Origin of the sequence: Herbidospora sp. NBRC 101105 (assembly GCF_030269205.1) — a bacterium.
Classification (GTDB): domain Bacteria; phylum Actinomycetota; class Actinomycetes; order Streptosporangiales; family Streptosporangiaceae; genus Herbidospora; species Herbidospora solisilvae.
The window spans coordinates 88,245-113,042 of record NZ_BSSX01000007.1 but is presented as its reverse complement, the minus strand read 5'-3'; the positions used below and the strand labels follow the sequence as shown (position 1 = coordinate 113,042).

The following is a 24,798-nucleotide window of genomic DNA, read 5'->3' as shown; positions in this document are numbered from 1 at the left end:
GAGTTGGCATAGATGAGGAACGACTTGGACCGTCTCGCCGGCGGCGCCCACCACGACCCCCACTCGATCCTGGGCGCCCATCTGACGGGCGAGGGCGTGGTCATCCGGGTGCTGCGGCCGTTCGCGGAGACGGTCGAGGCGCTGGTCGACGGGGAGGCCCACGCCCTGGCGCACGTCGAGTTCGGCGTCTTCGAAGTCCTCCTGCCGGGCCTGGACAAGATCCCCGCCTACCGGCTGCGGGTGAAGTACGAGGGCGGCGAGCCGATCGAGGCCGGCGACCCCTACCGCCACTGGCCGACGCTCGGCGAGGTCGACCTGCACCTGATCGGCGAGGGCCGCCACGAGCGCCTGTGGGAGGTGCTCGGCGCGCGGGTGCTGACCCACGAGGACGAACACGGCACCGCCTTCGCGGTGTGGGCGCCCAACGCGCTGGGCGTACGGGTGATCGGCGACTTCAACCACTGGAACGGCGGCGGCCACCCGATGCGGTCGCTGGGCTCGGCCGGGGTGTGGGAGCTGTTCATCCCCGGCGTAGGGGCGGGCACCCGCTACAAGTTCGAGATCCTGGGCGTCGACGGGGTGTGGCGGGGCAAGGCCGACCCGATGGCACGGCGCACCGAGGTGCCGCCGCTGACCGCCTCGGTCGTCGACGAGTCGTCCTACACCTGGAACGACGAGGAGTGGATGGCCGCCCGCGCGACCCGCGACGCGCTCAAGGAGCCGATGTCGACCTACGAGGTGCACCTGGGCTCGTGGCGCCCGGGGTTGTCCTACCTCGAACTGGCCGACCAGCTGACCGCGTACGTGACCGAGATGGGGTTCACCCACGTCGAGTTCATGCCGGTCGCCGAGCACCCGTTCGGCGGGTCGTGGGGTTACCAGGTCACCTCCTACTACGCGCCGACCTCCCGGTTCGGCTCGCCCGACGAGTTCCGCGCCCTGGTCGACGCGCTGCACCAGGCGGGCGTCGGGGTCATCGTCGACTGGGTGCCGGCCCACTTCCCGATGGACGAGTGGGCCCTAGCGCGCTTCGACGGCACCCCCCTGTACGAGCACGCCGACCCCCACCGCGGCGAGCACCCCGACTGGGGCACCTACGTGTTCGACTTCGGCCGCCGCGAGGTGAAGAACTTCCTGGTCGCCAACGCGGTCTACTGGTTGCGCGAGTTCCACATCGACGGCCTGCGCGTCGACGCCGTGGCCTCGATGCTCTACCTCGACTACTCCCGCCGCGACGGCGAGTGGACGCCGAACCAGTTCGGCGGCCGTGAGAACCTCGACGCGATCGAGTTCCTCAAGGAGATGAACGCCGTCGCCTACCGCGAGGCCCCCGGCATCGTCACGATCGCCGAGGAGTCGACGGCCTGGCCCGGTGTCTCGCGGCCGGTCCACCTGGGCGGCCTGGGCTTCGGCTTCAAGTGGAACATGGGCTGGATGCACGACACCCTGGCCTACCTCGCCCACGAGCCGGTCTTCCGCCAGTACCACCATCACCAGCTCACGTTCTCGCTGATGTACGCCTACTCCGAGAACTTCGTGCTGCCGCTGTCGCACGACGAGGTCGTCCACCTGAAGGGCTCGCTGCTGGGCAAGATGCCCGGCGACGAGTGGCAGCGCTTCGCCAACCTGCGTGCCCTCTACGCCTTCATGTGGGCCCACCCGGGCAAGCAGCTGCTGTTCATGGGCGGGGAGTTCGGCCAGGGCGGCGAGTGGTCGGAGTCGAAGGGGCTCGACTGGTGGGTGCTCGACTTCGACTTCCACCAGGGCGTGCAGCGGCTCGTACGCGACCTGAACGGCGTCTACAAGGACACCCCGGCGCTCTACACCCAGGACGACACCCCCGACGGGTTCCGCTGGATCGACGCCGACGACTTCTCGGGGAACGTGTTCTCGTTCGTCCGCTACGGCACCGACGGCTCGGCGCTGGCCTGCGTGACCAACTTCTCCGGCGGCCCTCACGAGGACTACCGCCTGGGCCTGCCCGAGGGCGGCACCTGGACCGAGGTGCTCAACACCGACGCCTACGAGTACGCCGGCAGCGGCGTCGGCAACCTGGGCGGCGTGGTGGCGACCGAGGCGGAGCACCACGGGCTGCCCTATTCGGTCCGGCTGCGGGTGCCTCCGCTGGGCACCGTCTGGTTGCGCAAGGAAGCTTGACAGGGGCCCCTCCGGGGGCCCTTTCTTATGGGAACCTTAAGCGCAGATTAACCCCCTTACGGAGGAGTTGACCCCCGTCAGACCATGGTCCTAATCTCGGGCTATTAATAGGAAACTTTCCTAAGAATTACCCCCCGGGAGCGTTCCTTGCGACGTATCACCATCGGCTCGCTGATCGCCGCGGCGGCGCTGCTCGTGCCGTTCGGCTTCGGCCAGGCCGCCGCCGCCACTCCTGCCACCGCCACGTACGCCGTCGACCAGGACTGGGGCACCGGCTTCCAGGGCAAGGTCACCGTGAAGGCGGGCGACACGGCCCTGTCCACGTGGACGGTCGAGTTCGACGTGCCGGGCACCACCACCATCAGCTCGGCCTGGGACGCCGACATGGTGAAGTCGGGCAACCACTACACCTTCACCAAGAAGGGCTGGGCCGGCCCGCTCGCCGCCGGGACCTCGGTCAGCTTCGGCTTCATCGGCGCCCCGGGCGGCCTGTCGGCGGTCCAGAACTGCAAGCTCAACGGCGCCCCCTGCACGGGCGGCCCGGTGAACCCGTCGCCGTCGCCGTCGGCCTCCCCCACCGCCTCCCCCTCGCCGACGCCCACGGTCACCCCGACGGTCACTCCCCCGCCGGGCGGCAAGAAGGTCATCGGCTACTTCACCAACTGGGGCGTCTACGGCCGCCAGTTCTACGTGAAGAACCTGCACACCAGCGGCTCCGCCGCGAAGCTGACCCACATCCTGTACGCCTTCGGCAACGTCCAGAACGGCCAGTGCACGATCTCCGACAGCTACGCCGACTACGACATGGCCTACACCGCGGCCAACTCCGTCGACGGCGTCGCCGACACGTGGGACCAGCCGCTGCGCGGCAACTTCAACCAGCTCCGCAAGCTCAAGGCCATGTACCCGGGCCTGAAGGTGATCTTCAGCATCGGCGGCTGGACCTACTCGGGCGGCTTCACCCAGGCCGCCGCGAACCCGACCGCGTTCGCCAACTCCTGCTACAACATGGTCGAGGACCCGCGCTGGGCCGACGTCTTCGACGGCATCGACATCGACTGGGAGTACCCCAACGCCTGCGGCCTGAGCTGTGACGCCTCCGGCTTCTCCTCCTTCAAGAACGTCATGCAGGCCCTGCGCGCCAAGTTCGGCCCCAACGCCCTGGTCACCGCCGCCATCACCGCCGACGGCACCAACGGCGGCAAGATCGACGCCGCCGACTACGGAGGCGCGGCCCAGTACGTCGACTTCTACATGCCGATGACCTACGACTACTTCGGCGCGTTCGCCGCGCAGGGCCCGACCGCCCCGCACTCGCCGCTGACCAGCTACACCGGCATCCCGACCGCCGGCTTCTACAGCGACCTGGCGATCCAGAAGCTCAAGTCGAAGGGCATCCCGGCCTCCAAGCTGCTGCTCGGCATCGGCTTCTACGGCCGCGGCTGGACCGGCGTCACCCAGTCGGCCCCCGGCGGCTCGGCCACCGGCGCGGCGCCGGGCACCTACGAGGCCGGCATCGAGGACTACAAGGTCCTCAAGACCCGCTGCCCGGCCACCGGCACGGTCGGCGGCACCGCCTACGCCCACTGCGGCAACCAGTGGTGGAGCTACGACACCCCCGCCACCATCGCCGGGAAGATGACCTACGCCAAGAACCAGGGCCTGGCCGGCGCCTTCTTCTGGGAGACCAGCGGCGACACCGCCAACGGCGAGCTGATCACCGCGATGAGCAACGGTCTCAAGTAGCCGTCCTCTGACGGCTGAACGGCTCCGCGCCCTGTGCGCGGGGCCGTTTCGCTTAGTGTGGCTTTCATGGACGCGACCAAGACGATCATCGAGGCCGTCGGCAAGATGCGGCAGCGCCGGACCTCCCCGCTGATGCTGGAGCTCGACCTGACCGAAGGTCTGACCGACGCTCCGCCCGCCGACCCCGTGTCGGCCTTGTTGTCGATGCGCCGGGCCCGGCTGAGCGACGTCATCGGCGGCCTGCGGCGGGCCCGCCGCGACCCCCGGGTGAAGGGCCTGATCGTCAAGATCGGCGGCCATCCGCTCGGGCTCGCCATGGTCCAGGAGATCCGCAACGCGGTCGTGCACTTCCGCGCCGCCGGCAAGCTCACCGTGGCCTGGGCGGACACCTACGGCGAGGTCGCCAACGGCACCGTGCCCTACTACCTGGCCAGCGCCTTCGAGAAGGTCTACCTCCAGCCGTCGGGCGACGTCGGGCTGACCGGCGTCGCGATCGAGCAGCGTTTCCTCAAGGGCGCGCTCGGCAAGCTCGACGTCGACTACCAGGTGGGCCAGCGCCACCAGTACAAGACCGCCGCCAACATGTTCACCCAAGACCACATGACCGACGCCCACAAGGAGATGACCGGGCGGCTGGCCGAGTCGCTGACCGAGCAGCTCGTGGCCGGCATCGCCGAGGGCCGCGGCCTCGAACCCAAGCGGGTGCGCGAACTCATCGACCAGGGCCCGTTCTACGGCCAGGAGGCCGTCGCGGCAGGTCTGGTCGACGGGCTGAAATACCGCGACGAGGTCTACGCCGACCACGTGCCGGAAGACTCCCTGCTCCTGTACGTCGCCCGCTACGCGAAGACCGCCCTGCCCAAGATGCCTCACCCGGGTGAGCAGGTCGTCGCGCTGGTCCACGGCCACGGCGCGATCCGGCTGGGCCGCAGCGGCCGCTCGCCCCTGGGCGGCGGCAGCGCGATGGGCTCCGACACCATCAGCGCGGCGATCCGCGCGGCCCGCCGCGACGACAAGGTGCGGGCGATCGTGTTCCGGGTCGACAGCCCCGGCGGCTCCTACACCGCCTCCGACTCGATCTGGCGCGAGGTCATCCTGGCCAAGCGGGCGGGCAAGCCGGTCATCGTGTCGATGGGCGACGTCGCCGCCTCGGGCGGCTACTTCGTCTCGATGGCCGCCGACGTCATCTACGCCCAGCCCGGCACCCTCACCGGTTCGATCGGCGTGTTCGGCGGCAAGGCGGTGCTCGGCGGGCTGCTCGGCCGGCTCGGCATCTCCACCGAGATCGTCGCCGAGGGCGCCAACGCGGGCATGTTCTCCTCCACCCGGCCGTTCTCCGACTCCCAGTGGGCCCGCGTCAACACCTGGCTCGACCGCGTCTACGACGACTTCGTCGACAAGGTCGCCCAGGGCCGGGGCATGGAGCGCGAGAAGGCCGAGTCGCTGGCCAGGGGCCGCGTCTGGACCGGCGCCGACGCCCGCGACAACGGGCTGGTCGACGAGCTCGGCGGAATCGAAGACGCGCTGGCCGAGGCGCGCAAGCGGGCCGGGCTGGCGGCCGACGCGCCGGTGCGGTCCTACCCCAAGATCAACCCGCTGGAGCGGCTGATGCCGGCCGAGTCGAGTGAGGACAAGACGGCCGCGACGGCGCGGGTCCGTCTTGAGGCGTGGGGGCCGCTGGCGACGTTCGCCGCCGAGCTGGGCCTGCCCGCCGCCGGGCCGCTGGTGCTGCCCGGCCAGTGGGTGATCCGCTAGCCCCCGACCGGCCGGTAACGGCCGCGCAGCCGGGTGAGCGGCGGCCTGGCCGCGTCGACGTAGTCGACCGCCGTCACCTGGGCGACGAACAGCATGTGGTCGCCGGCCGGGACGACCGTCATGGTCTCGGCCTCCAGGGCGGCCACCCCGCCCTCGACGATGAGCGCCTCCGACTGGGCGCCGCGGTGGTGGGCCACCGAGGCGAGCAGCAGGCGGGCGCCGGGACGGCCCGGGGTGGCGAAGCGCGAGGCGATGGCCTGCTGGCCGTCGGCGAGCAGCGTCGCGGCCCACCGGTCGCGCCGCAGCAGCAGCTCGGTCAGGTAGGCGCCGTTGGCGAGGCTGATCAGCACGGTCGGCGGCGTGGCCGAGACCGACAGCAGGCTGGTGACGGTGTTGCCGACGTCGTCGCGGTCGTCTTTCACCGTGACGACGGCGACCCCGGCGGCGAGCTGGGCCATCGCCTCGACGAACAGCGCGCCCGCCGCCGGGGTCGTCATCAGAGCAGGCCGTTCTTGGTCAGCCAGTCTTTGGCGACCACCGGCGGGTCGGCCTTGTCGACCGCGACCTGCTTCATCAGTTCGAGCAGGCCCTCGGTGGTGAGCTTGGCCGAGACGGCGTCGAGCGTGGTCTTGACCGTGTCGTCGGCCCCGGCCTTGAACACCAGCGGCGCGATGTTGTCGGCGGCGAAGGCGTTCTTGTTGTCCTGGAGCGAGACCAGGTCGTTGAGCAGGATCTTCGGGTCGGTGGTGAACACGTTGCCGACCTGGATGGTGCCGCTCTTGATGGCGTCGGCCGTGGTCTCGGCCGTGGGCTCCCACGACTTGAACTCCAGGCCGTAGGTGTTCTTGAAGTTCTCCTCCTGGCGCTCCTTGAACTCCGGCGGGCCGCCGACCACGAGGTCCTTGGAGATCTTCGCCAGGTCTTCGATCGTCGTCAGGCTCTTCTCGGCCGCGAACGCCTTGGTGACCGTGAGGGAGTTGCCGTCCTGCGCGGCGGCCGGGGTGAGGATCTCGACCTCCGGCGGCAGCTTGGCCTTCAGCCCGGCCACCACGTCGTCGGTCGACTTGGCGGTGGCGGCGGGGTCGACGAAGGCCAGCAGCGAGCCGACGTACTCGGGCAGCACCGTCAGGCCGCCGCTCTTGATCTGGTCGAAGACGACCTCGCGGGACCCGATGTTGGGCTTCTCCTCGACGGTGACGCCCTTGGCCTGCAGGGCCTGCGCGTAGATCGAGCCCAGCAGCACGCTCTCGGGGAAGTTGAAGGAGCCGACGACGACCGTCGAGGCCGCGGCGGAGCCCCCCGAGGCGGCGGGGGCGGACGGGGTGGCCTGCGCCAACGGGTCGCCGCCACCTCCTCCGCAGGCGGATAGGGCGAACACCGCGGCGAGCGCGGTGACGAGTGCTCGTTTCACGTACATTCCCTTCAAAATCGGGGGGATAGGTAGAGATTAGCGGACCTGTCGCACCCCCGGCGAGACGATTACCCGGTTGAGCAGCGTGAACCCGGTCTGCACCGCCAGCGCGAGGAGCACGACCAGCACCGCTCCCCCGAACACCTCGGCGTAGTTCTTCGTCGCCAGCCCGTCGATGATGTACCTCCCCAGCCCCCCGAGCCCGACGTAGGCCGCCACCGTCGCCGTCGCCACCACGGTGATGGCCGACAGCCGCAGACCCAGCAGGATCAACGGCAGCGCAACAGGCAGCAACGCCCGGAACAGCACCTGACTTCCCCGCAGGCCCATCCCGTATGCGGCGTCGCGCAGATCGGGGTCGGCGCCCCGGATGCCCTCGTAGGTGTTGACCAGGATCGGCGGGATCGCCAGGGCGATCAGCGGGATCAGCACCGGCCAGAGCGTGCCGACGCCGATGAGCAGCACGACCAGCACGAGCAGGCCCAGCGTGGGCAGCGCGCGGGCGGCGTTGGCCGACACCACGACGATGACCGCGCCCCGGCCGGTGTGCCCGATGAACAGCCCGAGCGGGATCGCGATCAGCGCGGCGATCGCGAAGGCCAGGAAGGAGTATTCGAGGTGCTGGAGCAGCCGCAGCGGGATGGCGTCGTCGCCCGACCAGTATTCGGCGCTGCCGAAGAACTCGATGAGCCAGTTCACGCCCGCCTCCTCGCCCACGGCGTCAGCAGGCGCTGGGCCGCGATGATGACCAGGTCGGCGACCAGGGCCAGCGCGACCACGAGCACGATCCCGACCACGATCGGGGTGTAGAACTGCCGCTGCCAGCCGTCGATGAACAGGTAGCCGAGCCCGCCCTGCCCGATGAGCGCGCCCACGCTGACCAGCGAGATGCTCGACACCGCCGCGACCCGCAACCCGGCCAGGACGACCGGGACCGCGATGGGCAGCTCCACGGAGACCAGCCGCCGGTAGGGCTGGAAGCCCATGGCGACGGCCGACTGGCGCACGTGGTCGGGCACCGACCGCATGCCGTCGACCACGGCCGGGATGAGCACGGCCAGGGAGAACAGGGTCAGCGGGATGATGACGGTCGTCTGGGTCAGCCCGGTGACCGACAGCAGGATCGAGAACAGCGCCAGCGACGGCAGCGAGTAGACGACGTTCATGATCCCGACGGTCGGCTGGTAGAGCCACCGGTAGCGGGCGCAGGCCAGGCCGAGCGGGATCGCGATCAGCAACCCGGCGACGACCGGCACGAACGCCATCACGATGTGGTTCTCCAGCAGGACCTTCACCGAGGTCGGCCCGCCGTTGTCCCAGTTGCGGGCGATCCAGTCCCAGCGGACGAGGGGCTCATCCACGGGCCGCCCCCACGAGTGCGGCCTGGCCGACCACCCCGAGCACCCGTCCGTCGTCGTCGACGGCCACCGCCAGCCCGTCGGGCGACAGCAGGGCCGCGTCGAGCGCGGCCCGCAGGGAGTCTCTCGCCGGGTTGAAGGTCCCGTGACCTTCGGGCGTCACGCCGTCGGGCGCCGGGTCGAGCGCCAGGTCCTTCGCCGGGACGAACCCGAGCCGCCGGATGCCCCGGTCGCGGCCGAGGAACTCGCGCACGAAGTCGTCGGCCGGGCCGCTCAGCAGGTCGGCGGGCGCGGCGATCTGGGCCAGCCTCCCGCCCACCCGCAGCACCGCGACGGTGTCGCCGAGCTTGACCGCCTCGTCGATGTCGTGGGTGACGAACACGATCGTCTTGTGCAGCTCGGACTGCAGCCGGAGCAGCTCCTCCTGGAGCGAGGCGCGCACGATCGGGTCGACGGCGCTGAAGGGCTCGTCCATCAGCAGCACCGGCGGGTCGGCGGCCAGCGCGCGGGCCACGCCGACACGCTGCTGCTGGCCGCCGGAGAGCTGGAAGGGGTAGCGGCGGGCCATCTTGGGGTCGAGGCCGACACGTTCGAGCAGTTCCATCGCGCGGTCGCGGGCCTTCTTCTTGTCCCAGCCGAGCAGCAGTGGCACCGTGGCGACGTTGTCGACGATGCGGCGGTGGGGGAACAGGCCGGCCTGCTGGATGACGTAGCCGATGCCGCGGCGCAGGGTCGCCGGGTCGACGGTGGTGACGTCCTTGCCGTCGAGGAGGACGCGGCCCTGCGACGGGTCGATCATCCGGTTGATCATCCGCAGGGAGGTGGTCTTCCCGCAGCCCGAGGGGCCGACGAAGACCGTGATGGCGCCGGTCGGCACCTCCAGGGAGAGGTCGTCCACCGCGACCGTCCCGTCGGCGTAGCGTTTCGTGACGCCGTCAAAAGTGATCACTGGTGACCTCTGTCCACAGGGTGTCGATCTCCGCGGGCCAGCCTACGAGGGCTTTGTTACATTCCGAAATGATCAATGGTCACTGCCCAGAAGAATATGAATCAAAAGCCCACTAATTAGTGCGCTCCAGCCTCGGTGGCGGCATGATTGACGTACGATCCCTCCACTTCAACACCAGGGGTACCGGCCGTGACAACACCGCTCACGGGTCAGCGTTCCAGGAGCGACCTGATCGCCGAGCTCTACGAGCGTCACGCCGCCGGGCTGTTCGCCTACTGCCACGACCAGCTGGGTGAGACGGCCTCGGCCGCCGACGCCCTGGTCGCCGTGCTCACGGGCGTCCCGCCGACGGATCCGCCTCGCGCGGCGCTCTTCTCCCTCGCCCGGCGCGAGATCTACCGCCGCGACGTCAGCTACGCGATGCCCGCCGTCGACTCCATCGCCGACCCGGCGACCGCGCTCATCGAGCGCGTCTTCCGCGACATCCGGCCCCACCAGCGCGAGGTCCTGCTGCTGTCGGCCCACTGCGGGCTCAGCTCCGCCGAGCTCGCCCTGGTCCTCGACGTCGCCGCCGACACCGCGGAAGAGCTGGCCACCAGCGCCCGCCACCGGTTCGCCCAGACCCTCGCCACCGCCGTCACCGCCGCCCGCACCGCGCCGTTCATCGCGCGCGACGTCGAAGAGGTGTACGACGCCATCGGGGTCGCCCCCCTCGAAGACGTGCTGGCCCGGCTCCCCTGGCGCGAGCCGCCCCACGACGTGCTGCGCCGCCTCCACCAGTCGGCCCTCCCTTTCGACCAGGCCCCGCCGGTCCGCCGGAAGTCCTCCCTGCCGGTCCGTAAGCTCTGGCCCACCGCGCCCTCGTGGCCGCTGCCGCTGGCGACCGACACCGACCCGGCGACGAACACGACGGTCGTCCCGCTCGACGACCTGACCAACCCGACGAAGAGGGCCGAACGCCGCCGCCGCCACGAGGCGCTGACCGAGCCGATGCCCCGCCTGCGCGGCTCGATCCTGAAGAACATCGGCAACGGCCCGCCGAAGCGCCGCATGAGCATGCCCACGCCGCAGCCCGCCCCCGCCCCGCCAGAGACGGTGGAGGCGGTCGAGGCCGTCGTCGAAGACCAGCTCGAAGCCTTCTCGAAGATGGCGTCGTTCGACGCCTTCACCACCGAGACCGACCACCCACCCGTGGCCGAGCCCGCGAACACGGACCTTCCGGATTCCGGCGCCCCCGACCTGACGGCCGCCGACCTGGCGGCGGACACTGTGGCGGACACCGCGGCGGACTTCGCGCCGGTGACCGAACCGGAGTCGCCGGGCGAGACCACGATGCCCGACCTGCTGCCGTCCGACCGGCTGGTGTTCTCCCGGCCGATCGCCGAAGACGACGACCTGCCGCAGGGCTCGACCACGATCGACAGGCCCGAAAGCGCCCTGGTCAGGGCCGTGCAGACGGGCTCACTGCCCGAGGCCCCGCTCGACCCGCCCCCGCTGCTGCCCCCGGCCCGCAGTCACGCGGGGCGGCGGGCGCCGAAGGCCAAGCCGGAACGTCACCACGACTGGGCGTGGGAGCTGATCGGCTTCCTGATCTGCCTGGCCATCGCGCTGGCGGTCTTCTTCTCGATGCCGCTGCTGGTCTGACGCCCTCGCGAGCCGGCTTCTGGTGCGCGTCCCCCGCGTGGGGACGCGCTAGTTTTTCACCACGACAGGCGGACCGTGCCGGTCGCGTGCACGCCGTCGGCCGATCGGGCGCAGACCTCGACCGTCACGGTCTCGGTGGTGGCGTTCACCACGACGCCGGTGAGGGTGAGGGTGTCGCCCGCGTCGGCGGGACGGCCGAGCTTCACGTTCATGGCGTGGACGAAGGCGTCGGAGCCGGCCCACCCGGTCACGTAGTTCTCCACCAGGTCCATCGTCGCGATCAGGCTGAGCCGGACGTCGGCGGCCCGCAGGATCAGGCGGGGAAGCCGGGTGCCGGTCTGGATCTGCGGGGTTCGCATCGGGCCGCTCCACGGGGCGGTGCGGCAGAAGGCCGCTGACGGTGTGCCGCGCCTGGACGTGTTCAGGGTTCGCATCTCACGGCTCCCGGGATCTCGTCGGCGATCGCCCTACGCCGGTCGCCGCGGCGTGGTTCCGCCGGAGGAGGACGGCACACCGGGCGGACCGGGTCTGGGCGGAATGTCGCAGGTTCCCGGGCCCGCCGCACCGCTGGGCCCGGAAACTCTCCGCAGGTGAACCCTTCCAGACGGGCCGGGTGTCCGTGTTAGCCGGTTGATCCACCGGTTGGGGTCGGGATTCACCGGGTTGGGGTTTTTCCCCTCGCGGACGCAATTTCGGCATCCCCCCAGGCTGAGCGAGGTGGGGTATGTCTTTTTTGCGCCTGGAGAAGCTCCATCCGGGCATCAGCGGGGCGGCCGGGGAAGCTGGAGACCCAGCATGGCGATGAGCTCGCGCTGGACCTCGTTGACGCCGCCGCCGAAGGTCAGCACCAGGCCCCCCTTCACTCCCCGGTCGACGCGTTCCATCAGGTCGCGGGTCTCCTCGTCGGCCGGGTCGCCGAAGCGGGCCAGGGTCTCGCCGACGATGCGGCCGACGTCCTGCATGCGCTCGGAGCCGTAGATCTTGGTGGCCGAGGCGTCGGGGGCGCCGAGCCAGCCGAGGTCCATGTTGGCGGCCACCTGCCAGTTGAGCAGTTCGTTGGTCCGGAAGGCGGCGTACACGGAACCCAGGGCCCGTCTGACCGCCGGCTCCTCGATGGCGCCCGAGCGCCGGGCCCAGGCCTTGAAGCGGTCGTAGGTGTGGGCGATGTTGCCGGCCGGCCCGAGGGTCACGCGTTCGTGGTTGAGCTGGTCGACGATCAGGTCCCAGCCCTTGCCGACCTCGCCGACGACCATGTCGGCCGGGACGCGGACGTCGCTGTAGTAGGTGCTGTTGGTGTGGTGGCGGCCGTCCATGGTGATGATCGGGGTCCAGGAGTAGCCCGGGTCCTTCGTCGAGACGATCATCATGGTGATGCCGCGGTGCTTCCTGGCGCTCTGGTCTGTGCGGGCGGCGAGCCAGATGTAGTCGGCGAAGTGGGCGCCCGAGGTGAAGATCTTCTGGCCGTTGACGACGTAGTGGTCGCCGTCGCGGACGGCCGTGGTGGTGAGCGAGGCCAGGTCGGTGCCCGCGCCCGGTTCGCTGTAGCCGATGGCGAAGTGGCATTCGCCCGCCAGGATGCGCGGGAGGAAGAACGCCTTCTGCTCGGGAGTGCCGTACTGCATCAGGGTCGGGCCGACCGTCTGCAAGGTGATGATCGGGTAGGGCACCTCGGCGCGGGCGATCTCGTTGGCGAAGATCTGCTGCTCCAGGGGGCCGTAGCCCCGGCCGCCGAACTCCGTCGGCCAGCCCATCCCGAGCATGCCGTCGCGGCCCAGCCGGCGGCAGTGCTCCATGTAGGCGGCGCCGAACGGGTCGGCCGCGATGTCGGCGCGCTGCTCGGCGGTCAGGCAGGTGGCGAAGTAGCCGCGCAGTTCGTCGCGCAACGCGCGTTGCGCGTCGGTCAGTTCTACGAACATTCGAGGTCCCCGATCAGGTCGAGTTGCGCCTCGGCGCCGCCGAGGGCATGCGCGGTGTGCTTGCCCCAGGCGAAGTAGCGGTGCAGCGGATAGGTGACGTCCAGGCCGAGGCCGCCGTGCAGGTGCTGGCAGGTGTAGAGGGCCCGCAGCGCGGAGTCGGCGGTGTGCAGCGCCGCGACGGCCAGGTCGCGGTCGGCGTCGAGCCCCGCCGCGAGCCGGAACACCCCCGACCAGACGGCGACGTCGAGGGCCCTGGCGGCGATGTAGACGTCGGCGATCTGCATGGTGACGGCCTGGAACTCGGCCAGCGCGCGGCCGAACTGGCGGCGTGTCCTGACGTGGTCGGTGGTGATCTTCAGCGCTTGGGCCAGCACTCCGGAGGCGGTGGCGGTGAGCGCGGCGCGGACCAGCAGGCCCAGTTCGTGGGCCGCCCCGGCGATCAGCTCTCCCGGGGCGTCGTCGAGGGTCACCACGGTCTTCTGTACGGTCAGGGCCTCCGGACGGACCACGTACACGTCGTCGCCCGCCGCCACCAGGAGACCCGCGGCCTGCGCGGCGTAGGGCACGCCGGCCACCCGCCCGGTGAGCCGCCCGTTCGCGACGGCGACCCGCCCGCCGACGCCGTAGGTGTAAGGCGCGCCGCCCTCCACGACGGAGGCGAGCCGGCCCTTCTGCGCCGCCGACCCGTGGCGTCCGACGGTCAGCCCCGTGACCAGCGCGGGCAGCAGCGGCACGGGCGCGACGTGCGCCCCGACCTCCCGCAGCAGCACCGCCATCTCGACCGGCCCGAGTCCCGCGCCGCCCGACTCCTCGGGCAGGCAGGCCCCGGTCAGCCCCGCGCGGGCCATCGTGGCCCACAGGCGGGCGTCGTAGGGTTCGCCGGTCTTCTCGTGGGCCTCCGGGTCGGCCTCCTTGTCGAGGAGCCCGGCCGCGAGGGTGCGCAACTCCCGTTGCGGCTCGTCGAGATCGAAATCCACCAACCGAAGTTAGAACGGATTCTAGTAAGTGTCCACAACCCCGTGACTGGTGAGTAACCATCCGGCACGGGACCTGGTCAGATAACGTGTTCTGCTATGGAAGCGGTCCAGGACCTCCCGCCCGGCACGGCTCCGGGCCTGCGCACCAAGAGCCAGCTCCAGCGGCGCAGGCGCATCCTCCAGGCCGCCGCGGCCCTGGCGTCCCGCGGCGGGGTCGAGGCGATGCAGATGCGCACGGTCGCCGAACGCGCCGGCGTGGCCCTGGGCACCCTCTACCGCTATTTCCCCTCGAAGATGGACCTCGTGGTCGCCGTGGTCGGCGAGGAACTCGACATGCTGGAGTCGAGCATCGCCCGCCGTCCACCGGCTGCCGCCACCCCCGACGGGCGGGCCGTCGACGTGCTGATGCGGGCGACGCGCGGCCTGATGCGCGAGCCCGAGCTCGCCGACGCGCTGATCAGGGCGCTGATCCTGGCCGACGTCGAACTGCCCTTCGGCGACCGGATGGCCGGGCTGCTGGTCCGGGTGGCGGGCCTGTCCGACGGCCGCGCCACCGAGGAGCAGGGGATCCTGGCGGCCTCGCTCGGCGCGGTGTGGGTGCAGGAGCTCCTGGAGATGTTGCGGGGCCGGCGGACGTACGAGGACATCCAGCGCAGGATCGAGATCGCCGCCTCCCGCCTCCTGGCCGAGTTCCCGGCTTCACGGGCGGAATAGAACGCGTTACAGTTTCGGCATGGGGACGCCGGTGATCGTCGAGGCCGTCCGGTCGCCGATAGGGAGACGCGGCGGCTGGCTGGCCGGAGTCAAGCCACAGGCGCTGCTCGCCGCGACCCTGACCGGCCTGGTCGAGAAGGCGGGCGTCGACCCCCACGCCGTCGAACAGGTCTTCGCCGGCTGCGTCACCCAGGCCGGCGAACAGGGCGGACACGTCGGACGCCACGCGTGGCTCTACGCCGGCCTGCCCTACCAGACCGGCGTGACGACGCTCGACGCGCAGTGCGGCTCGTCACAGCAGGCCGTGCACGTGGTGGCGGCGCTGATCCAGGCCGGCGTGATCGACGTCGGCATCGCGTGCGGCGTCGAGTCGATGAGCCGCCAGCCGCTCGGCTCGAACGTGCTGCCCGCCGACCCCCGCCCCGACGACTGGTCGATCGACCTGCCCGACCAGTTCACCGCCGCCGAACGCATCGCCGCCCGGCGCGGCCTGACCCGCGCCGACCTCGACGCCTTCGGCGCCCGGTCGCAGCAGCGCGCGGCCGAAGCGTGGGCCGAGGGACGCTTCGACCGCGAGATCGTCCCGGTGACCGGGGTGACCCGGGACCAGGGCCTGCGCGAGACGACGGCCGAGGGCCTGTCCCGGCTCAGACCCGTCATGGGCGAGCGGGGACTGCACACCGCCGGGACGTCGTCGCAGATCTCCGACGGGGCGGCCGCGGTGCTGCTGATGAGCGAGACGGCGGCCGCCCGGCACGGTCTGCGCCCGCGCGCACGCATCCTCGCGCATACTCTCGTGGGGGCGGAGCCCTATTTCCATCTGGACGGCCCCGTGGACGCGACCACGCGGGTGCTCGACCGGGCCGGGATGGTGCTGTCGGATGTCGACCTTTACGAGGTCAACGAGGCTTTCGCGGCCATCGTCCTGTCGTGGGCGTCGGTCCACAAACCCGACTTCTCCCGCCTGAACGTCAACGGCGGAGCCATCGCCCTGGGGCACCCGGTCGGTGCGACAGGGAGCCGGCTCATCACGACGGCGCTGCACGAGCTCGAACGGGCCGACGGGTCGACGGCACTGGTGACGATGTGCGCGGGCGGCGCCCTCGCGACGGCGACCATCCTCGAACGCGCGTGACCTGTCCCGAAATCGTGAACGCGGCCTGGACAGACGCGCCTGGAGGTCAGGCCGGTGACCGCGTCCACGCTCCAGAGCGCTGGTCGAGTCCGGCAGCGGCGGGGGGCCGACTCTGGTGGTGGCGGAGCCCCGCGCGGCCTCTCCCCCGTCGGCGCCACATGCCGTCAACTCCCGCTGTGACGTGGGGCGATGGGATGCAAGGGGAGGGCGAAATGTGGTGGTCATGTTGGTTTGGGACCATGGTCGCGGTAACAAGCGCTTGATGGGGGCCGGATGAGTGAGCGGGATGTGCGGACGCGGCGTGCCTACTCGGCCCAGAAGGTCACCGATCTCGGTGACGGGGTGTGGAGTGTGCCGGTGCCGATACCGGGCAATCCGCTCGGCTACACCCTCGTCTACGCCGTCGAGTCGCCCACCGGGCCGGTTCTGATCGACGCCGGGTGGAACCACCCCGAGGCGTTCCAGGCGCTCGAAAGCGGGCTCGGTCAGGCGGGCATCGCGCTCGCCGACGTGCGCGGTGTCGTCGTCACGCACTACCACCCCGACCACGCGGGCCTCGCCGGGCAGGTCAGGGAGGCCTCCGGCGGGTGGATCGCGATGCACGAGGCCGACGCCGAGATGGTGCGCATGTTCCACGACATGGCCGCCGCCGACGACCGGCCCCGGATGCAGATCGACATGCTGCGCCGGGCGGGCGCCTCGCCCGAGGAGCTCCCCGCCGCCGTCATGGACGCCCCCACGCCGCCCGCGATCCCGGACGTCCACCTGGCCGACGGCGCGCTCGTCGACGTGCCGGGGCGGCGGTTGCGGACGGTCTGGACCCCCGGCCACTCCCCCGGCCACATCTGTCTCCATCTCGAAGACGGTGATCGGGTGTTCACCGGCGACCACGTGCTTCCCGGCATCACCCCCCATATCGGGATGTATCCCTACGATCGCACCGATATCGACCCACTCGGTGAGTTCCTGGCCTCCCTCGGCAAGATCGCCGCGTTCGGCCCGCTGGAGGCCCTTCCCGCCCACGAGTGGACGTTCGCCGACGTCGCCGCCCGCGCCGCCGAGATCGCCGAACACCACGAGGAGAAGCTGACCAAGCTGCTGGCCTCTATGATCGAGGCCGACCGGCCGCTCACGATCTGGACCGCCGCGTCGCTGATGACCTGGAACCGGCGCTGGGAGGACCTGGCCCCCATGCTGCGCGGCATGGCCGCCGGAGAGGCCGCGGCCCACCTGCGGACACTGGAGGTGCGCGGATTGGTCAGGCGCACGGGAGGTGATCCGGTCACGTTCGTCGTACACTCCTAGACATCGGATGTCTGAGGGTGGGTGCGAGGCGTGGCGGTAACCGATACGGCGATAGACCGGATCAAGGACATGATCCTCAACGGAGAGCTGGCGCCGGGAGCCCGGCTCCCCAAAGAGGCCGACCTCGCCGAACGGCTCGGGCTCTCCCGGAACTCCCTGCGTGAGGCGGTGCGCGCGCTCGCGCTGATCAACGTCCTCGACGTGCGCCAGGGCGACGGCACCTACGTCACGAGCCTCGAACCCCGCCTCCTCCTCGACGCCCTCTCGTTCGTGGTCGACTTCCACCGCGACGACACCGTTTTGCAGTTCTTCGAGGTCCGCCGCATCCTCGAACCCGCCGCCACCTCCAAGGCCGCCGTCAACATGACCGACGCCGGCATCGAGGAGCTCCGCAAGATCCTCGACTCCCTCCCCGAGAACCCCACGGTCGAACAGCTCGTCGCCAACGACCTGGAGTTCCACCAGCGCATCGCCGAGGGCTCCGGCAACGCCGTCCTCTGCTCCCTGATCGAGAGCCTGTCGGGCCCGACGACCCGCGCCCGCATCTGGCGCGGCCTGACCCAGTCGAACGCCCCGAGCAAGACCCTCGACCAGCACTACGCCATCTACGGCGCGATAGCGGCCCGCCAGCCGGAGGTGGCCCACTCGTGGGCGACGGTCCACATCGCCGACGTGGAGTCCTGGCTGAGGCAGGCCCTCTAGCCCTACGGCCCGCCCCGCGAAGCGCGCCCGTCCGACTCGGAGGGGCGCGCTTCCGTCGTGTACGCGCCCTCCCGGCTCGCACCTGTCAGGCCATGAACGGCCGGGGACTGGGCGGACCCCAGCTCCATGCTTGTAAGGACTCCGGCCGACCGGGCTCGACTGCACGCGTCTGTCTCCCTCCCGCGAACCCGCTTCGGGTTACGTGCACGCTCCCCGCACCACCCCCACACGAGCGGATACGCCTTGCCCGCGCACGCCCCCCGCACGACCGGACGCGCCTTGCCTGCGCACGCTCCCCGAGCCACCCCTACACGAGCGGATGCGCCTTGCCTGCGCACCCTCACGGCTAAGCCCGGGAAAGCGGCAAAGTCGCGACGGGTTGGACACGCGGCGAGCTCACGCCACCCGATGAAGCGGCATCTTCGAACCCAAGTGGAGAAGCCACCCGCGCGCGAGTCGACGACGCGCCTGACCGAGGTCGTCCGCAACGCCCTGAAGTCAGGTCTTCGACGACGGTAGTTGCGGGCGGACCGCGCCCTGGAAACGTTTCATCCAGACCGGCGCCGCCAGGACCTCGACGCGTTTGACGACGTCTCCCGTCTTGGGGGCGTGGATCATGTCTCCGTCGCCCGCGTAGAGACCGACGTGGGACGGGTCGGTCTTCGTCGCGCCGAAGAACAGCAGGTCGCCGGGGAGCAGGTCCTTGGTCTGCACGGGTTTGCCCTGCTTGATCTGGGTGCCGGTGTAGTGCCCGAGAGTCACCCCGGCCTTGGCCCAGGCCGCGAGGGTCAGCCCCGAACAGTCGAAGCCGACGCGGTTCGCGCCCTTGCCGATGCCCCGGCTCGGCCCGTTGGCGTTGCCGCCGCCCCACACATAGGGAATGCCGAGCCACTTGGTCGCGGCCCGCAACGCGATGGCTCCCGGGGTGGCGTCGCGGGTCGTGGTGTTCGGGTCTTCGTCTTTGCGCGGCTCGCGCCCATCCCGCTTCTTTCGGGGCTCGGCCTCGACACCGGGCGGCTCCTCCGACTTGCCCCGGGGCCGACGGTCGTCGGACTTCGGTTTCCGGTCGCCGTCGACCCCCTCAGGCCGCGAGCCGCTTTCGGAAGCGGCGCCCTCCTGTGGAGAACCAGCCCGCCCGTCGAGCGTGACCACACCGTCCTGCCCTGGACGCGCGGCCCCGTCGAGTGCGGCCCCGTCGAGTGCGGCCCCGTCGAGTGCGGCCCCGTCGAGTGCGGCCCCGTCGAGTGCGGCCCCGCTCTCGTGTGGCCAACGCGTGCCCCGATCCCCGTAAAGGTCACCCTCCTGCACAGGACGTGCGTGCCCGTCGACAATGGGCCACCCGTCCTGGAGCGGACGCGCGCCCCACCCCGCCGGGATGCCGCCGTCGAGCAGCGGCCGTGCCGTCCCATCCGAAGCGGCGCCGTCGTCGGCAAGCGGGCGTGGGCCGCCCGCGGTGCCGGGCCAGCGGCCGAAGCCCGGTCTCAGGTCCCGGTCCGAGGGGCCGAAGATGCCGCCCAGGGTCTCCTCGGGCTCGTCGAAGTCGTCCCAGGCCTCGGCCCACGGTCCGTCCTCGGCCCACGGGTCGAGGCCGCCCCATTCTGGTGGCGGCCACGTGTGGCCCCAGCGTTCGGCGAGTTCGGCCAGGTCGATCAGGTCGTCCAGCTCGTCGGGGTCGTCGGAGAGCCCGGTCGGCGTCAGGTGGACGTACCGGAAAGAGGCCGGTGACGGGCACGGCTGAGGCTCCGCCCCCGGGTGGGGGATGCAGAGGATGGCCGTGAGGAGCGTTGTGAGCATACGGAACTCCTGGGTCGGGAAAGACGGGGCGACCCAAGAGTCCGGGGGGTTACGCTGAGCGCGCGTCCTTGAACGCCGTTCTGTGGAAAACCGCTTATGGCTTCAGGCGATAAACCTTCTGTGCCGTCGATTCGTAGATGTACGACTGTTCGTCTCCGCTCAGCCCACTGGTGAAGTCCTTAGTTGTCTCCACTACCTCGCCATACGTCGCGGCAAGGAGGCAGACGGGCCAGTCTGAGCCGAACATGACCCTTTCCGCGCCGAAATATTCAAGGACGTGCTCCACGTAGGGCTGGAGCTGACCGGGGGTCCAGTCGGTCCAGTTGGCCTCCGTCACCAGACCGGAGATCTTGCACGTCACGTTGTCGAGCTCGGCCAGGCCCTCGATCTCGGTCGCCCACGGCTCCATCAGCCCGCTGGCGACGGGCGGCTTGGCGGCGTGGTCGAGCACGAATCGGGCGTCGGGCAGGTCGGCGACGACCTGGCGGGCCGCCTTCAGCTGGTGGACGAGCACCAGCAGGTCGTACGCCAACCCCGCCGACGCGACGGCGCGCAGGCCGCGCACGACGTCGGGGCGGGTGAGCCACTCGTCGTCGGGTTCGTCCTGGACCTGGTGGCGGATGCCGACCAGCAGGTGGCCTCCGGGGCCCTCCCGCAGTTCGGCCAGCACGTCGGCGACGTCGGGGGCGGTCAGGTCGACCCAGCCGACGACGCCCTTGACGAGGCCGTCGGACTCCAGCGCGGTCCGCAGGAACTCGCGGGTCTCCTCGACCGAGGAGACGGTCTGCACGAGCACCGTGCCGGTGGCGCCGGTGGCCCGCAGTTCCGGCAGGCCGAAGGGGCGCCTGATCGGCGCGAGCGCCGCGCCGGACATCCACGGGTAGTCGCGGCGGGACGGGTCCCAGAGGTGGTGATGCGCGTCGATCATGGTCAGAACCCCAGCTCCTCCCACAGAGCCTCGGGAACGGGCCGGGCGGCCAGTTCCATGTTCCCCCGAACCTCCTGCACGGATCGCATGCCCATGACGACCGTCGTCACCGCCGGGTGACGCAGCGGGAACGCCATCGCGGCCTGCGGCAGGGTCACGCCGTGCTTCTCGCACAGGGTGGCGATCTCCCGGGCCCGGGCGAGGACGTCGTCGGGGGCGGGCGCGTAGTTGAACGTGCCCCCGGCGAGGTCGTGGCGGGCCAGCAGGCCGCTGTTGAAGACGCCTCCGGCGACCACCGACACGCCGCGCCGCACGCACAGCGGCAGCAGTTCGGCCCCGGCCGACTGGTCGAGCAGCGTGTAGCGGCCGGCCAGCAGGATGGTGTCGATGTCGGTCTCGCGGACGAAGTCGGCCAGCATCGGCCACTGGTTCATGCCGACGCCGACGGCCTTCACGACGCCCTGGTCGCGGAGTTCGGCCAGGGCGGGGAACGCCTCGCCGACGGCCTGCGCCCAGTGGTGGTCGGGGTCGTGGATGAGGGCGACGTCGATGGAGTCGAGGCCGAGCCGTTCGAGCGACTCCTCCAGCGAGCGCAGCACGCCGTCGCGGGAGAAGTCCCAGGCCCGCGTGTGGGTCTTCGGCACGTCGAAGCCGTCGTCGTCCTTGCCGACGCCGTCGGCCGGGACGAGCAGGCGGCCCACCTTGGTGGAGAGCACGAACTCGCCGCGGGGCTTGCCGGCCAGCACCTGGCCGAGCCGGCGCTCCGACAGGCCGAGCCCGTAGTGGGGCGCGGTGTCGAAGTAGCGGATGCCCGCGTCCCACGCCGCCTCGACCGCCGCCGACGCCTCGTCGTCGGTGAGGGCGGTGAACAGGTTGCCTATCGGGGCGGCACCGAAGCCGTAGGTCGTCGTCACGCCGAAAACCGTAGAGAACGGAGCCCTCGGACGTACAGCCCCCGACATCTCCCACACTTTGTGGAGCGGCCCGGCGGAGGGGTCGAAGTCGCCGTCGAGGTGGCGGTTCATCTGTTTCTGCCAGGCTTGGTTGATCGGGTCGCCGGCCAGCCGCGCCTGGAAGGCGGCGTAGTCGACCACCTCGACGTAGTGGAACAGGTCGAGGCCGTCGCGCCAGATCCGCCACACCCGGGCGCCGGCCTCGCGCATCGCCCGATCGAGGCCGGGCAGCAGCCGCGCGTGCTCGGCGTCGTAGGCGGCCTCGCTGCCGGGCTTGAGCCGGGTGCGCAGGGCGATGCGCTGCACGCCTCAGCTCCTCGGCCGCAGGCGCAGGCCCTGCATGCCGCCGTCGACCGCCAGCGAGGTGCCGGTGGTGGCCGAGGCGAACGGGCTGGCCAGGTAGGCCACCGCGTGGGCGACCTCCTCGGCGGAGACCAGCCGGCCCATCGGCTGGCGGGCGTTCAGCGCGGCCCGCTCGGCGGCCGGGTCGGCGGCGGCGTCGAGCAGCCGGCCGACCCACGGGGTGTCGGCGGTGCCCGGGTTGACGCAGTTGACCCGGATCCCGTCCTGTACGTGGTCGGCCGCCATCGCCAGCGTCAGCGAGTAGACGGCGCCCTTCGTCGCGCTGTAGAGCGCCCGCTGGGGCAACCCGGCCGTGGCCGCGATCGAGCACGTGTTGACGATCGCGGCGTGGCTCGACTCGCGCAGGTGGGGCAGGGCGGCCCGGGTGACCCGGACCATGCCGACGACGTTGACGTCGTACACCCGCAGCCATTCGGCGTCGTCGTTGTCGGCGACCGTGCCGGCCGCGCCGATCCCGGCGTTGTTGACGACGATGTCGAGGCCGCCGAGCTGCTCGGCGGCGGACGCGACGGCCGCGCGGACCGACGCGTCGTCGGACACGTCGGCCTTGACGCCGACGAAGGGGTCACCGGGCGGGTTGAGGTCGAGGCAGGCGACGCGGGCGCCGCGCTCGGTCAGCAACGTGGCGATGGCCAGGCCGATGCCCTGGCCGCCGCCGGTGACCAGGGCCTTGAGGCCCTCGAACTCGGTCATGACTCTCTCCAGACCGGCCCGTCGGGGAACACGTGGGCCGCGATCGACTCGGGTCGCATCTCGGCGCTGAACCCGGGTGCGACCGGGGCCCGGTAGACGCCGTTCTCGACGACGACCGGGTCGGTGAAGTGCTCGTGCAGGTGGTCGACGTACTCGATGACGCGGTTCTCCATGGTTCCGGTCACCGACACATAGTCGAACATCGACAGGTGCTGCACCAGCTCGCACAGGCCGACGCCGCCGGCGTGCGGGCAGACCGGCACGCCGAACTTGGCGGCAAGCAGCAGGATCGCGATGTTCTCGTTCACACCCGCGACGCGCGCGGCGTCGAGCTGGAGGTAGGAGATGGCGCGCGTCTGGAGGAGCTGCTTGAAGATGACCCGGTTCTGGACGTGCTCACCGGTGGCCACCGGGATCGGCGCGATGGCGCGGGCGATGGTGGCGTGGCCCAGCACGTCGTCGGGGCTGGTCGGCTCCTCCACCCAGTGGGGCGAGTAAGGGCTGAGCGCCTTGATCCAGTGGATCGCCGCGCCGACGTCCCAGCGCTGGTTGGCGTCGATGGCGATCGGGAAGCCCTCGCCGCAGACCTCGCGGGCGATGCGCATGCGGCGGATGTCGTCGTCGAGGTCGGCGCCGACCTTCAGCTTGATCTGTCCGAAGCCGTCGTCGAGCGCCTCCTTGCAGAGGCGGCGCAGCTTCTCGTCGTCGTAGCCGAGCCAGCCGGGCGAGGTCGTGTACGCCGGGTAGCCGGTCTCCAGCAGCTTCTCGATCCGTTCGGCGCGGCCGGGCTCGGCGCGGCGCAGGATCTCCAGCGCCTCCTCGGGGGTGAGCTCGTCGCCGATGTAACGGAAGTCGACCAGGTTGACGAGCTCCTCGGGCGACATCTCGGCGAGCAGCCGCCACAGGGGCTTGCCCTCGCGCTTGGCCTTCAGGTCCCACAGGGCGTTGACGACCGCGCTGATCGCCATGTGCATGACGCCCTTCTCGGGGCCCAGCCAGCGGAGCTGGCTGTCGTACACCATCTGCTTGTAGAGGGCGCCGAGATCGCTGACGTCCTGGCCGAGCACGTAGGGCTCCAGCGCGCGGATGGCGGCGGTCTGGATGTCGTTGCCCCGGCCGATCGTGAACGCGAAGCCGTGGCCCTCGCACTCCCCGTCGGACAACACGACGTAGGCGGCCGAGTAGTCGGGGTCGGGGTTCATCGCGTCGGAGCCGTCGAGCTCCAGGGACGTCGGGAACCGGATGTCGAAGGTCTGGAACGACTGGATGGGCAGGTGGATCGACGCCGCGGAGGTCACGCCTGACCCACCGTCTGCCGCTGCCGGCCGAGACCGTCGATCTCGAGCTCCATGACGTCGCCTTCCTTCAGGTAGGGGTGCAGGCCGCTCAGGGCGACCCCGGCGGGTGTGCCGGTGTTGATCACGTCCCCGGGCTCGAGGACCATGAACTGGCTGAGGTAACGCACGATCTCGGCCACGCCGAAGATCATGTTCTTGGTGTCGCCGTTCTGCTTCAGGTCGCCGTTGACCCAGAGGCGCAGCCCGAGCGCCTGGGGGTCGGCGACCTCGTCGGCGGTGACGAGCCACGGGCCGAGCGGCTGGAAGGTCTCGCAGGACTTGCCCTTGTCCCACTGACCGCCGCGCTCAAGCTGGAACTCCCGCTCCGACACGTCGTTGGAGACGGTGTAGCCGGCGACGGCCGCGAGCGCCTCCTCGTGCGAGCCGAGGTAGCGGCAGGTCGAACCGATCACGATGGCCAGTTCGACTTCCCAGTCGGTTTTCACGCTGGCGCGCGGCACAAGCACCTCGTCGAAAGGTCCGACGACTGTGTTGGGGGCCTTCATGAACACCACCGGTTCGGTCGGAACCGCGGCGCCGGACTCCTCCGCGTGGTCGCGGTAGTTCAGTCCAATGCATACGATCTTTCCGGGCCGCGCAATGGGCGGGCCGATGCGCAGACCGTCCTGGTCGAGCTCCGGAAGGGGGTCGCCGGCGAGTGCCGCACGGACCCGGTCGAGGCCGCCCGAGGCGAAGAAGTCAGGGGTGAAATCGGCTCCGTTGAGGAATTCGCCCAGGTCGAGCAGCCGCTCGTCGTCTGTGAGCACGGCCGGGCGTTCCGCGCCTTTTCCACCTACTCGAAGCAGCCTCACGACTCCCCCTATACATCCGATGTTTGCATGAGGAAGCCTGATGGCATGCCTGCCTCCCTGTCAAGCTCAGACATCGGATGACCTGTAAGGCCGCAAAACATGCTTGGCTAGAACACGTTCCACCGTCACTTCGGCCCAACGATGATCGG

General features: G+C 70.7%; 22 protein-coding genes. 8 read left to right on the top strand and 14 right to left on the bottom strand.

Annotated features, from left to right (window positions below):
• The first annotated feature begins 12 nt into the window (after positions 1–12).
• From glgB to sppA, 3 genes are all read left to right on the top strand, one after another.
• Complete coding sequence (gene glgB / locus QSK34_RS27235) at positions 13–2,157, top strand: 1,4-alpha-glucan branching protein GlgB (RefSeq protein WP_285587980.1); 2,145 nt, start codon at positions 13–15, stop codon at positions 2,155–2,157.
• A gap of 147 nt (positions 2,158–2,304) precedes the next feature.
• Complete coding sequence (locus QSK34_RS27230; RefSeq protein WP_285587979.1) at positions 2,305–3,903, top strand: glycosyl hydrolase family 18 protein; 1,599 nt, start codon at positions 2,305–2,307, stop codon at positions 3,901–3,903.
• A 66-nt stretch (positions 3,904–3,969) separates the two neighbouring features.
• Complete coding sequence (sppA, locus tag QSK34_RS27225; protein WP_285587978.1) at positions 3,970–5,658, top strand: signal peptide peptidase SppA; 1,689 nt, start codon at positions 3,970–3,972, stop codon at positions 5,656–5,658.
• Here the strand turns inward: sppA and QSK34_RS27220 are convergent.
• The 5 genes from QSK34_RS27220 to QSK34_RS27200 are packed head-to-tail and all read right to left on the bottom strand — an operon-like array spanning position 5,655 to position 9,376.
• A complete protein-coding gene (locus QSK34_RS27220; RefSeq protein ID WP_161481811.1) occupies positions 5,655–6,155 on the bottom strand; it encodes a flavin reductase family protein in 501 nt (166 codons plus the stop codon). The genes sppA and QSK34_RS27220 overlap by 4 nt on opposite strands.
• Entirely contained in the window at positions 6,155–7,069 is a 915-nt protein-coding gene (locus tag QSK34_RS27215) for an ABC transporter substrate-binding protein (RefSeq protein ID WP_285587977.1), read from the bottom strand. Before QSK34_RS27215 ends, QSK34_RS27220 begins: the two co-directional genes overlap by 1 nt.
• Before the next feature lie 36 nt (positions 7,070–7,105).
• The gene (locus tag QSK34_RS27210) at positions 7,106–7,768 is read right to left on the bottom strand and encodes an ABC transporter permease (RefSeq protein WP_161481809.1); all 663 of its coding nucleotides are present in this window, start codon (positions 7,766–7,768) and stop codon (positions 7,106–7,108) included.
• On the bottom strand, positions 7,765–8,430 hold the full coding sequence (locus QSK34_RS27205) for an ABC transporter permease (RefSeq protein WP_161481808.1): 666 nt from the start codon (positions 8,428–8,430) through the stop codon (positions 7,765–7,767). Before QSK34_RS27205 ends, QSK34_RS27210 begins: the two co-directional genes overlap by 4 nt.
• Positions 8,423–9,376, bottom strand: coding sequence for an ABC transporter ATP-binding protein (locus QSK34_RS27200; protein ID WP_285587976.1), 954 nt, complete (start codon positions 9,374–9,376; stop codon positions 8,423–8,425). Before QSK34_RS27200 ends, QSK34_RS27205 begins: the two co-directional genes overlap by 8 nt.
• A 189-nt stretch (positions 9,377–9,565) precedes the next feature.
• Between QSK34_RS27200 and QSK34_RS27195 the strand changes: the two genes are divergently transcribed.
• Positions 9,566–11,020 (top strand): RNA polymerase sigma factor, encoded by a 1,455-nt coding sequence (locus tag QSK34_RS27195; protein ID WP_285587975.1) that lies wholly within the window; start codon positions 9,566–9,568, stop codon positions 11,018–11,020.
• A 56-nt stretch (positions 11,021–11,076) separates the two neighbouring features.
• On the opposite strand, the gene QSK34_RS27190 is transcribed toward QSK34_RS27195, so the two are convergent.
• The 3 genes from QSK34_RS27190 to QSK34_RS27180 form a co-directional block, all read right to left on the bottom strand.
• Positions 11,077–11,379 (bottom strand): hotdog domain-containing protein, encoded by a 303-nt coding sequence (locus tag QSK34_RS27190; protein ID WP_285587974.1) that lies wholly within the window; start codon positions 11,377–11,379, stop codon positions 11,077–11,079.
• Positions 11,380–11,781: 402 nt separating this feature from the next.
• On the bottom strand, positions 11,782–12,936 hold the full coding sequence (locus QSK34_RS27185) for an acyl-CoA dehydrogenase family protein (protein WP_285587973.1): 1,155 nt from the start codon (positions 12,934–12,936) through the stop codon (positions 11,782–11,784).
• Positions 12,927–13,913, bottom strand: a complete 987-nt coding sequence (locus QSK34_RS27180) for an acyl-CoA dehydrogenase family protein (RefSeq protein WP_285587972.1) — start codon at positions 13,911–13,913, stop codon at positions 12,927–12,929. The genes QSK34_RS27185 and QSK34_RS27180 overlap by 10 nt, the downstream gene beginning before the upstream one ends.
• Before the next feature lie 96 nt (positions 13,914–14,009).
• On the opposite strand from QSK34_RS27180, the gene QSK34_RS27175 reads away from it, so the two are divergent.
• From QSK34_RS27175 to QSK34_RS27160, 4 genes are all read left to right on the top strand, one after another.
• Positions 14,010–14,627, top strand: coding sequence for a TetR family transcriptional regulator (locus QSK34_RS27175; RefSeq protein ID WP_285587970.1), 618 nt, complete (start codon positions 14,010–14,012; stop codon positions 14,625–14,627).
• A gap of 19 nt (positions 14,628–14,646) precedes the next feature.
• Positions 14,647–15,762 (top strand): steroid 3-ketoacyl-CoA thiolase, encoded by a 1,116-nt coding sequence (locus tag QSK34_RS27170; RefSeq protein ID WP_285587968.1) that lies wholly within the window; start codon positions 14,647–14,649, stop codon positions 15,760–15,762.
• 273 nt (positions 15,763–16,035) lie between these two features.
• Complete coding sequence (locus QSK34_RS27165) at positions 16,036–17,067, top strand: MBL fold metallo-hydrolase (RefSeq protein ID WP_285587965.1); 1,032 nt, start codon at positions 16,036–16,038, stop codon at positions 17,065–17,067.
• Between the two features lie 30 nt (positions 17,068–17,097).
• The gene (locus QSK34_RS27160) at positions 17,098–17,769 is read left to right on the top strand and encodes a FadR/GntR family transcriptional regulator (protein ID WP_030456514.1); all 672 of its coding nucleotides are present in this window, start codon (positions 17,098–17,100) and stop codon (positions 17,767–17,769) included.
• Between the two features lie 498 nt (positions 17,770–18,267).
• Here the strand turns inward: QSK34_RS27160 and QSK34_RS27155 are convergent, their stop codons facing one another.
• From QSK34_RS27155 to QSK34_RS27130, 6 genes are all read right to left on the bottom strand, one after another.
• Complete coding sequence (locus QSK34_RS27155) at positions 18,268–19,563, bottom strand: C40 family peptidase (RefSeq protein WP_285587962.1); 1,296 nt, start codon at positions 19,561–19,563, stop codon at positions 18,268–18,270.
• A gap of 94 nt (positions 19,564–19,657) precedes the next feature.
• Positions 19,658–20,491 carry an amidohydrolase family protein gene (locus QSK34_RS27150; RefSeq protein WP_285587960.1) on the bottom strand — a complete coding sequence of 278 codons (834 nt, stop codon included), beginning with the start codon at positions 20,489–20,491 and terminating at the stop codon, positions 19,658–19,660.
• A gap of 2 nt (positions 20,492–20,493) precedes the next feature.
• A complete protein-coding gene (locus tag QSK34_RS27145) occupies positions 20,494–21,750 on the bottom strand; it encodes an aldo/keto reductase (RefSeq protein WP_285587959.1) in 1,257 nt (418 codons plus the stop codon).
• A 3-nt stretch (positions 21,751–21,753) separates the two neighbouring features.
• On the bottom strand, positions 21,754–22,500 hold the full coding sequence (locus QSK34_RS27140; RefSeq protein ID WP_137247324.1) for an SDR family NAD(P)-dependent oxidoreductase: 747 nt from the start codon (positions 22,498–22,500) through the stop codon (positions 21,754–21,756).
• On the bottom strand, positions 22,497–23,798 hold the full coding sequence (locus QSK34_RS27135) for an L-fuconate dehydratase (protein ID WP_285587956.1): 1,302 nt from the start codon (positions 23,796–23,798) through the stop codon (positions 22,497–22,499). Before QSK34_RS27135 ends, QSK34_RS27140 begins: the two co-directional genes overlap by 4 nt.
• The gene (locus QSK34_RS27130; protein ID WP_502875546.1) at positions 23,795–24,604 is read right to left on the bottom strand and encodes a fumarylacetoacetate hydrolase family protein; all 810 of its coding nucleotides are present in this window, start codon (positions 24,602–24,604) and stop codon (positions 23,795–23,797) included. Before QSK34_RS27130 ends, QSK34_RS27135 begins: the two co-directional genes overlap by 4 nt.
• Between the last annotated feature and the right edge of the window lie 194 nt (positions 24,605–24,798).

What these genes read in the sequence shown, in the direction of transcription:
- QSK34_RS27165 (WP_285587965.1), top strand. Translation starts at nt 16,036, where the DNA reads ATGAGTGAGCGGGATGTGCGGACGCGGCGTGCCTACTCGGCCCAGAAG.
- QSK34_RS27190 (WP_285587974.1), bottom strand. Translation starts at nt 11,379, where the DNA reads ATGCGAACCCCGCAGATCCAGACCGGCACCCGGCTTCCCCGCCTGATC.
- glgB (WP_285587980.1), top strand. Translation starts at nt 13, where the DNA reads ATGAGGAACGACTTGGACCGTCTCGCCGGCGGCGCCCACCACGACCCC.
- QSK34_RS27140 (WP_137247324.1), bottom strand. Translation starts at nt 22,500, where the DNA reads ATGACCGAGTTCGAGGGCCTCAAGGCCCTGGTCACCGGCGGCGGCCAG.
- QSK34_RS27175 (WP_285587970.1), top strand. Translation starts at nt 14,010, where the DNA reads ATGGAAGCGGTCCAGGACCTCCCGCCCGGCACGGCTCCGGGCCTGCGC.
- QSK34_RS27220 (WP_161481811.1), bottom strand. Translation starts at nt 6,155, where the DNA reads ATGACGACCCCGGCGGCGGGCGCGCTGTTCGTCGAGGCGATGGCCCAG.
- sppA (WP_285587978.1), top strand. Translation starts at nt 3,970, where the DNA reads ATGGACGCGACCAAGACGATCATCGAGGCCGTCGGCAAGATGCGGCAG.
- QSK34_RS27150 (WP_285587960.1), bottom strand. Translation starts at nt 20,491, where the DNA reads ATGATCGACGCGCATCACCACCTCTGGGACCCGTCCCGCCGCGACTAC.
- QSK34_RS27185 (WP_285587973.1), bottom strand. Translation starts at nt 12,936, where the DNA reads ATGTTCGTAGAACTGACCGACGCGCAACGCGCGTTGCGCGACGAACTG.
- QSK34_RS27170 (WP_285587968.1), top strand. Translation starts at nt 14,647, where the DNA reads ATGGGGACGCCGGTGATCGTCGAGGCCGTCCGGTCGCCGATAGGGAGA.
- QSK34_RS27155 (WP_285587962.1), bottom strand. Translation starts at nt 19,563, where the DNA reads ATGCTCACAACGCTCCTCACGGCCATCCTCTGCATCCCCCACCCGGGG.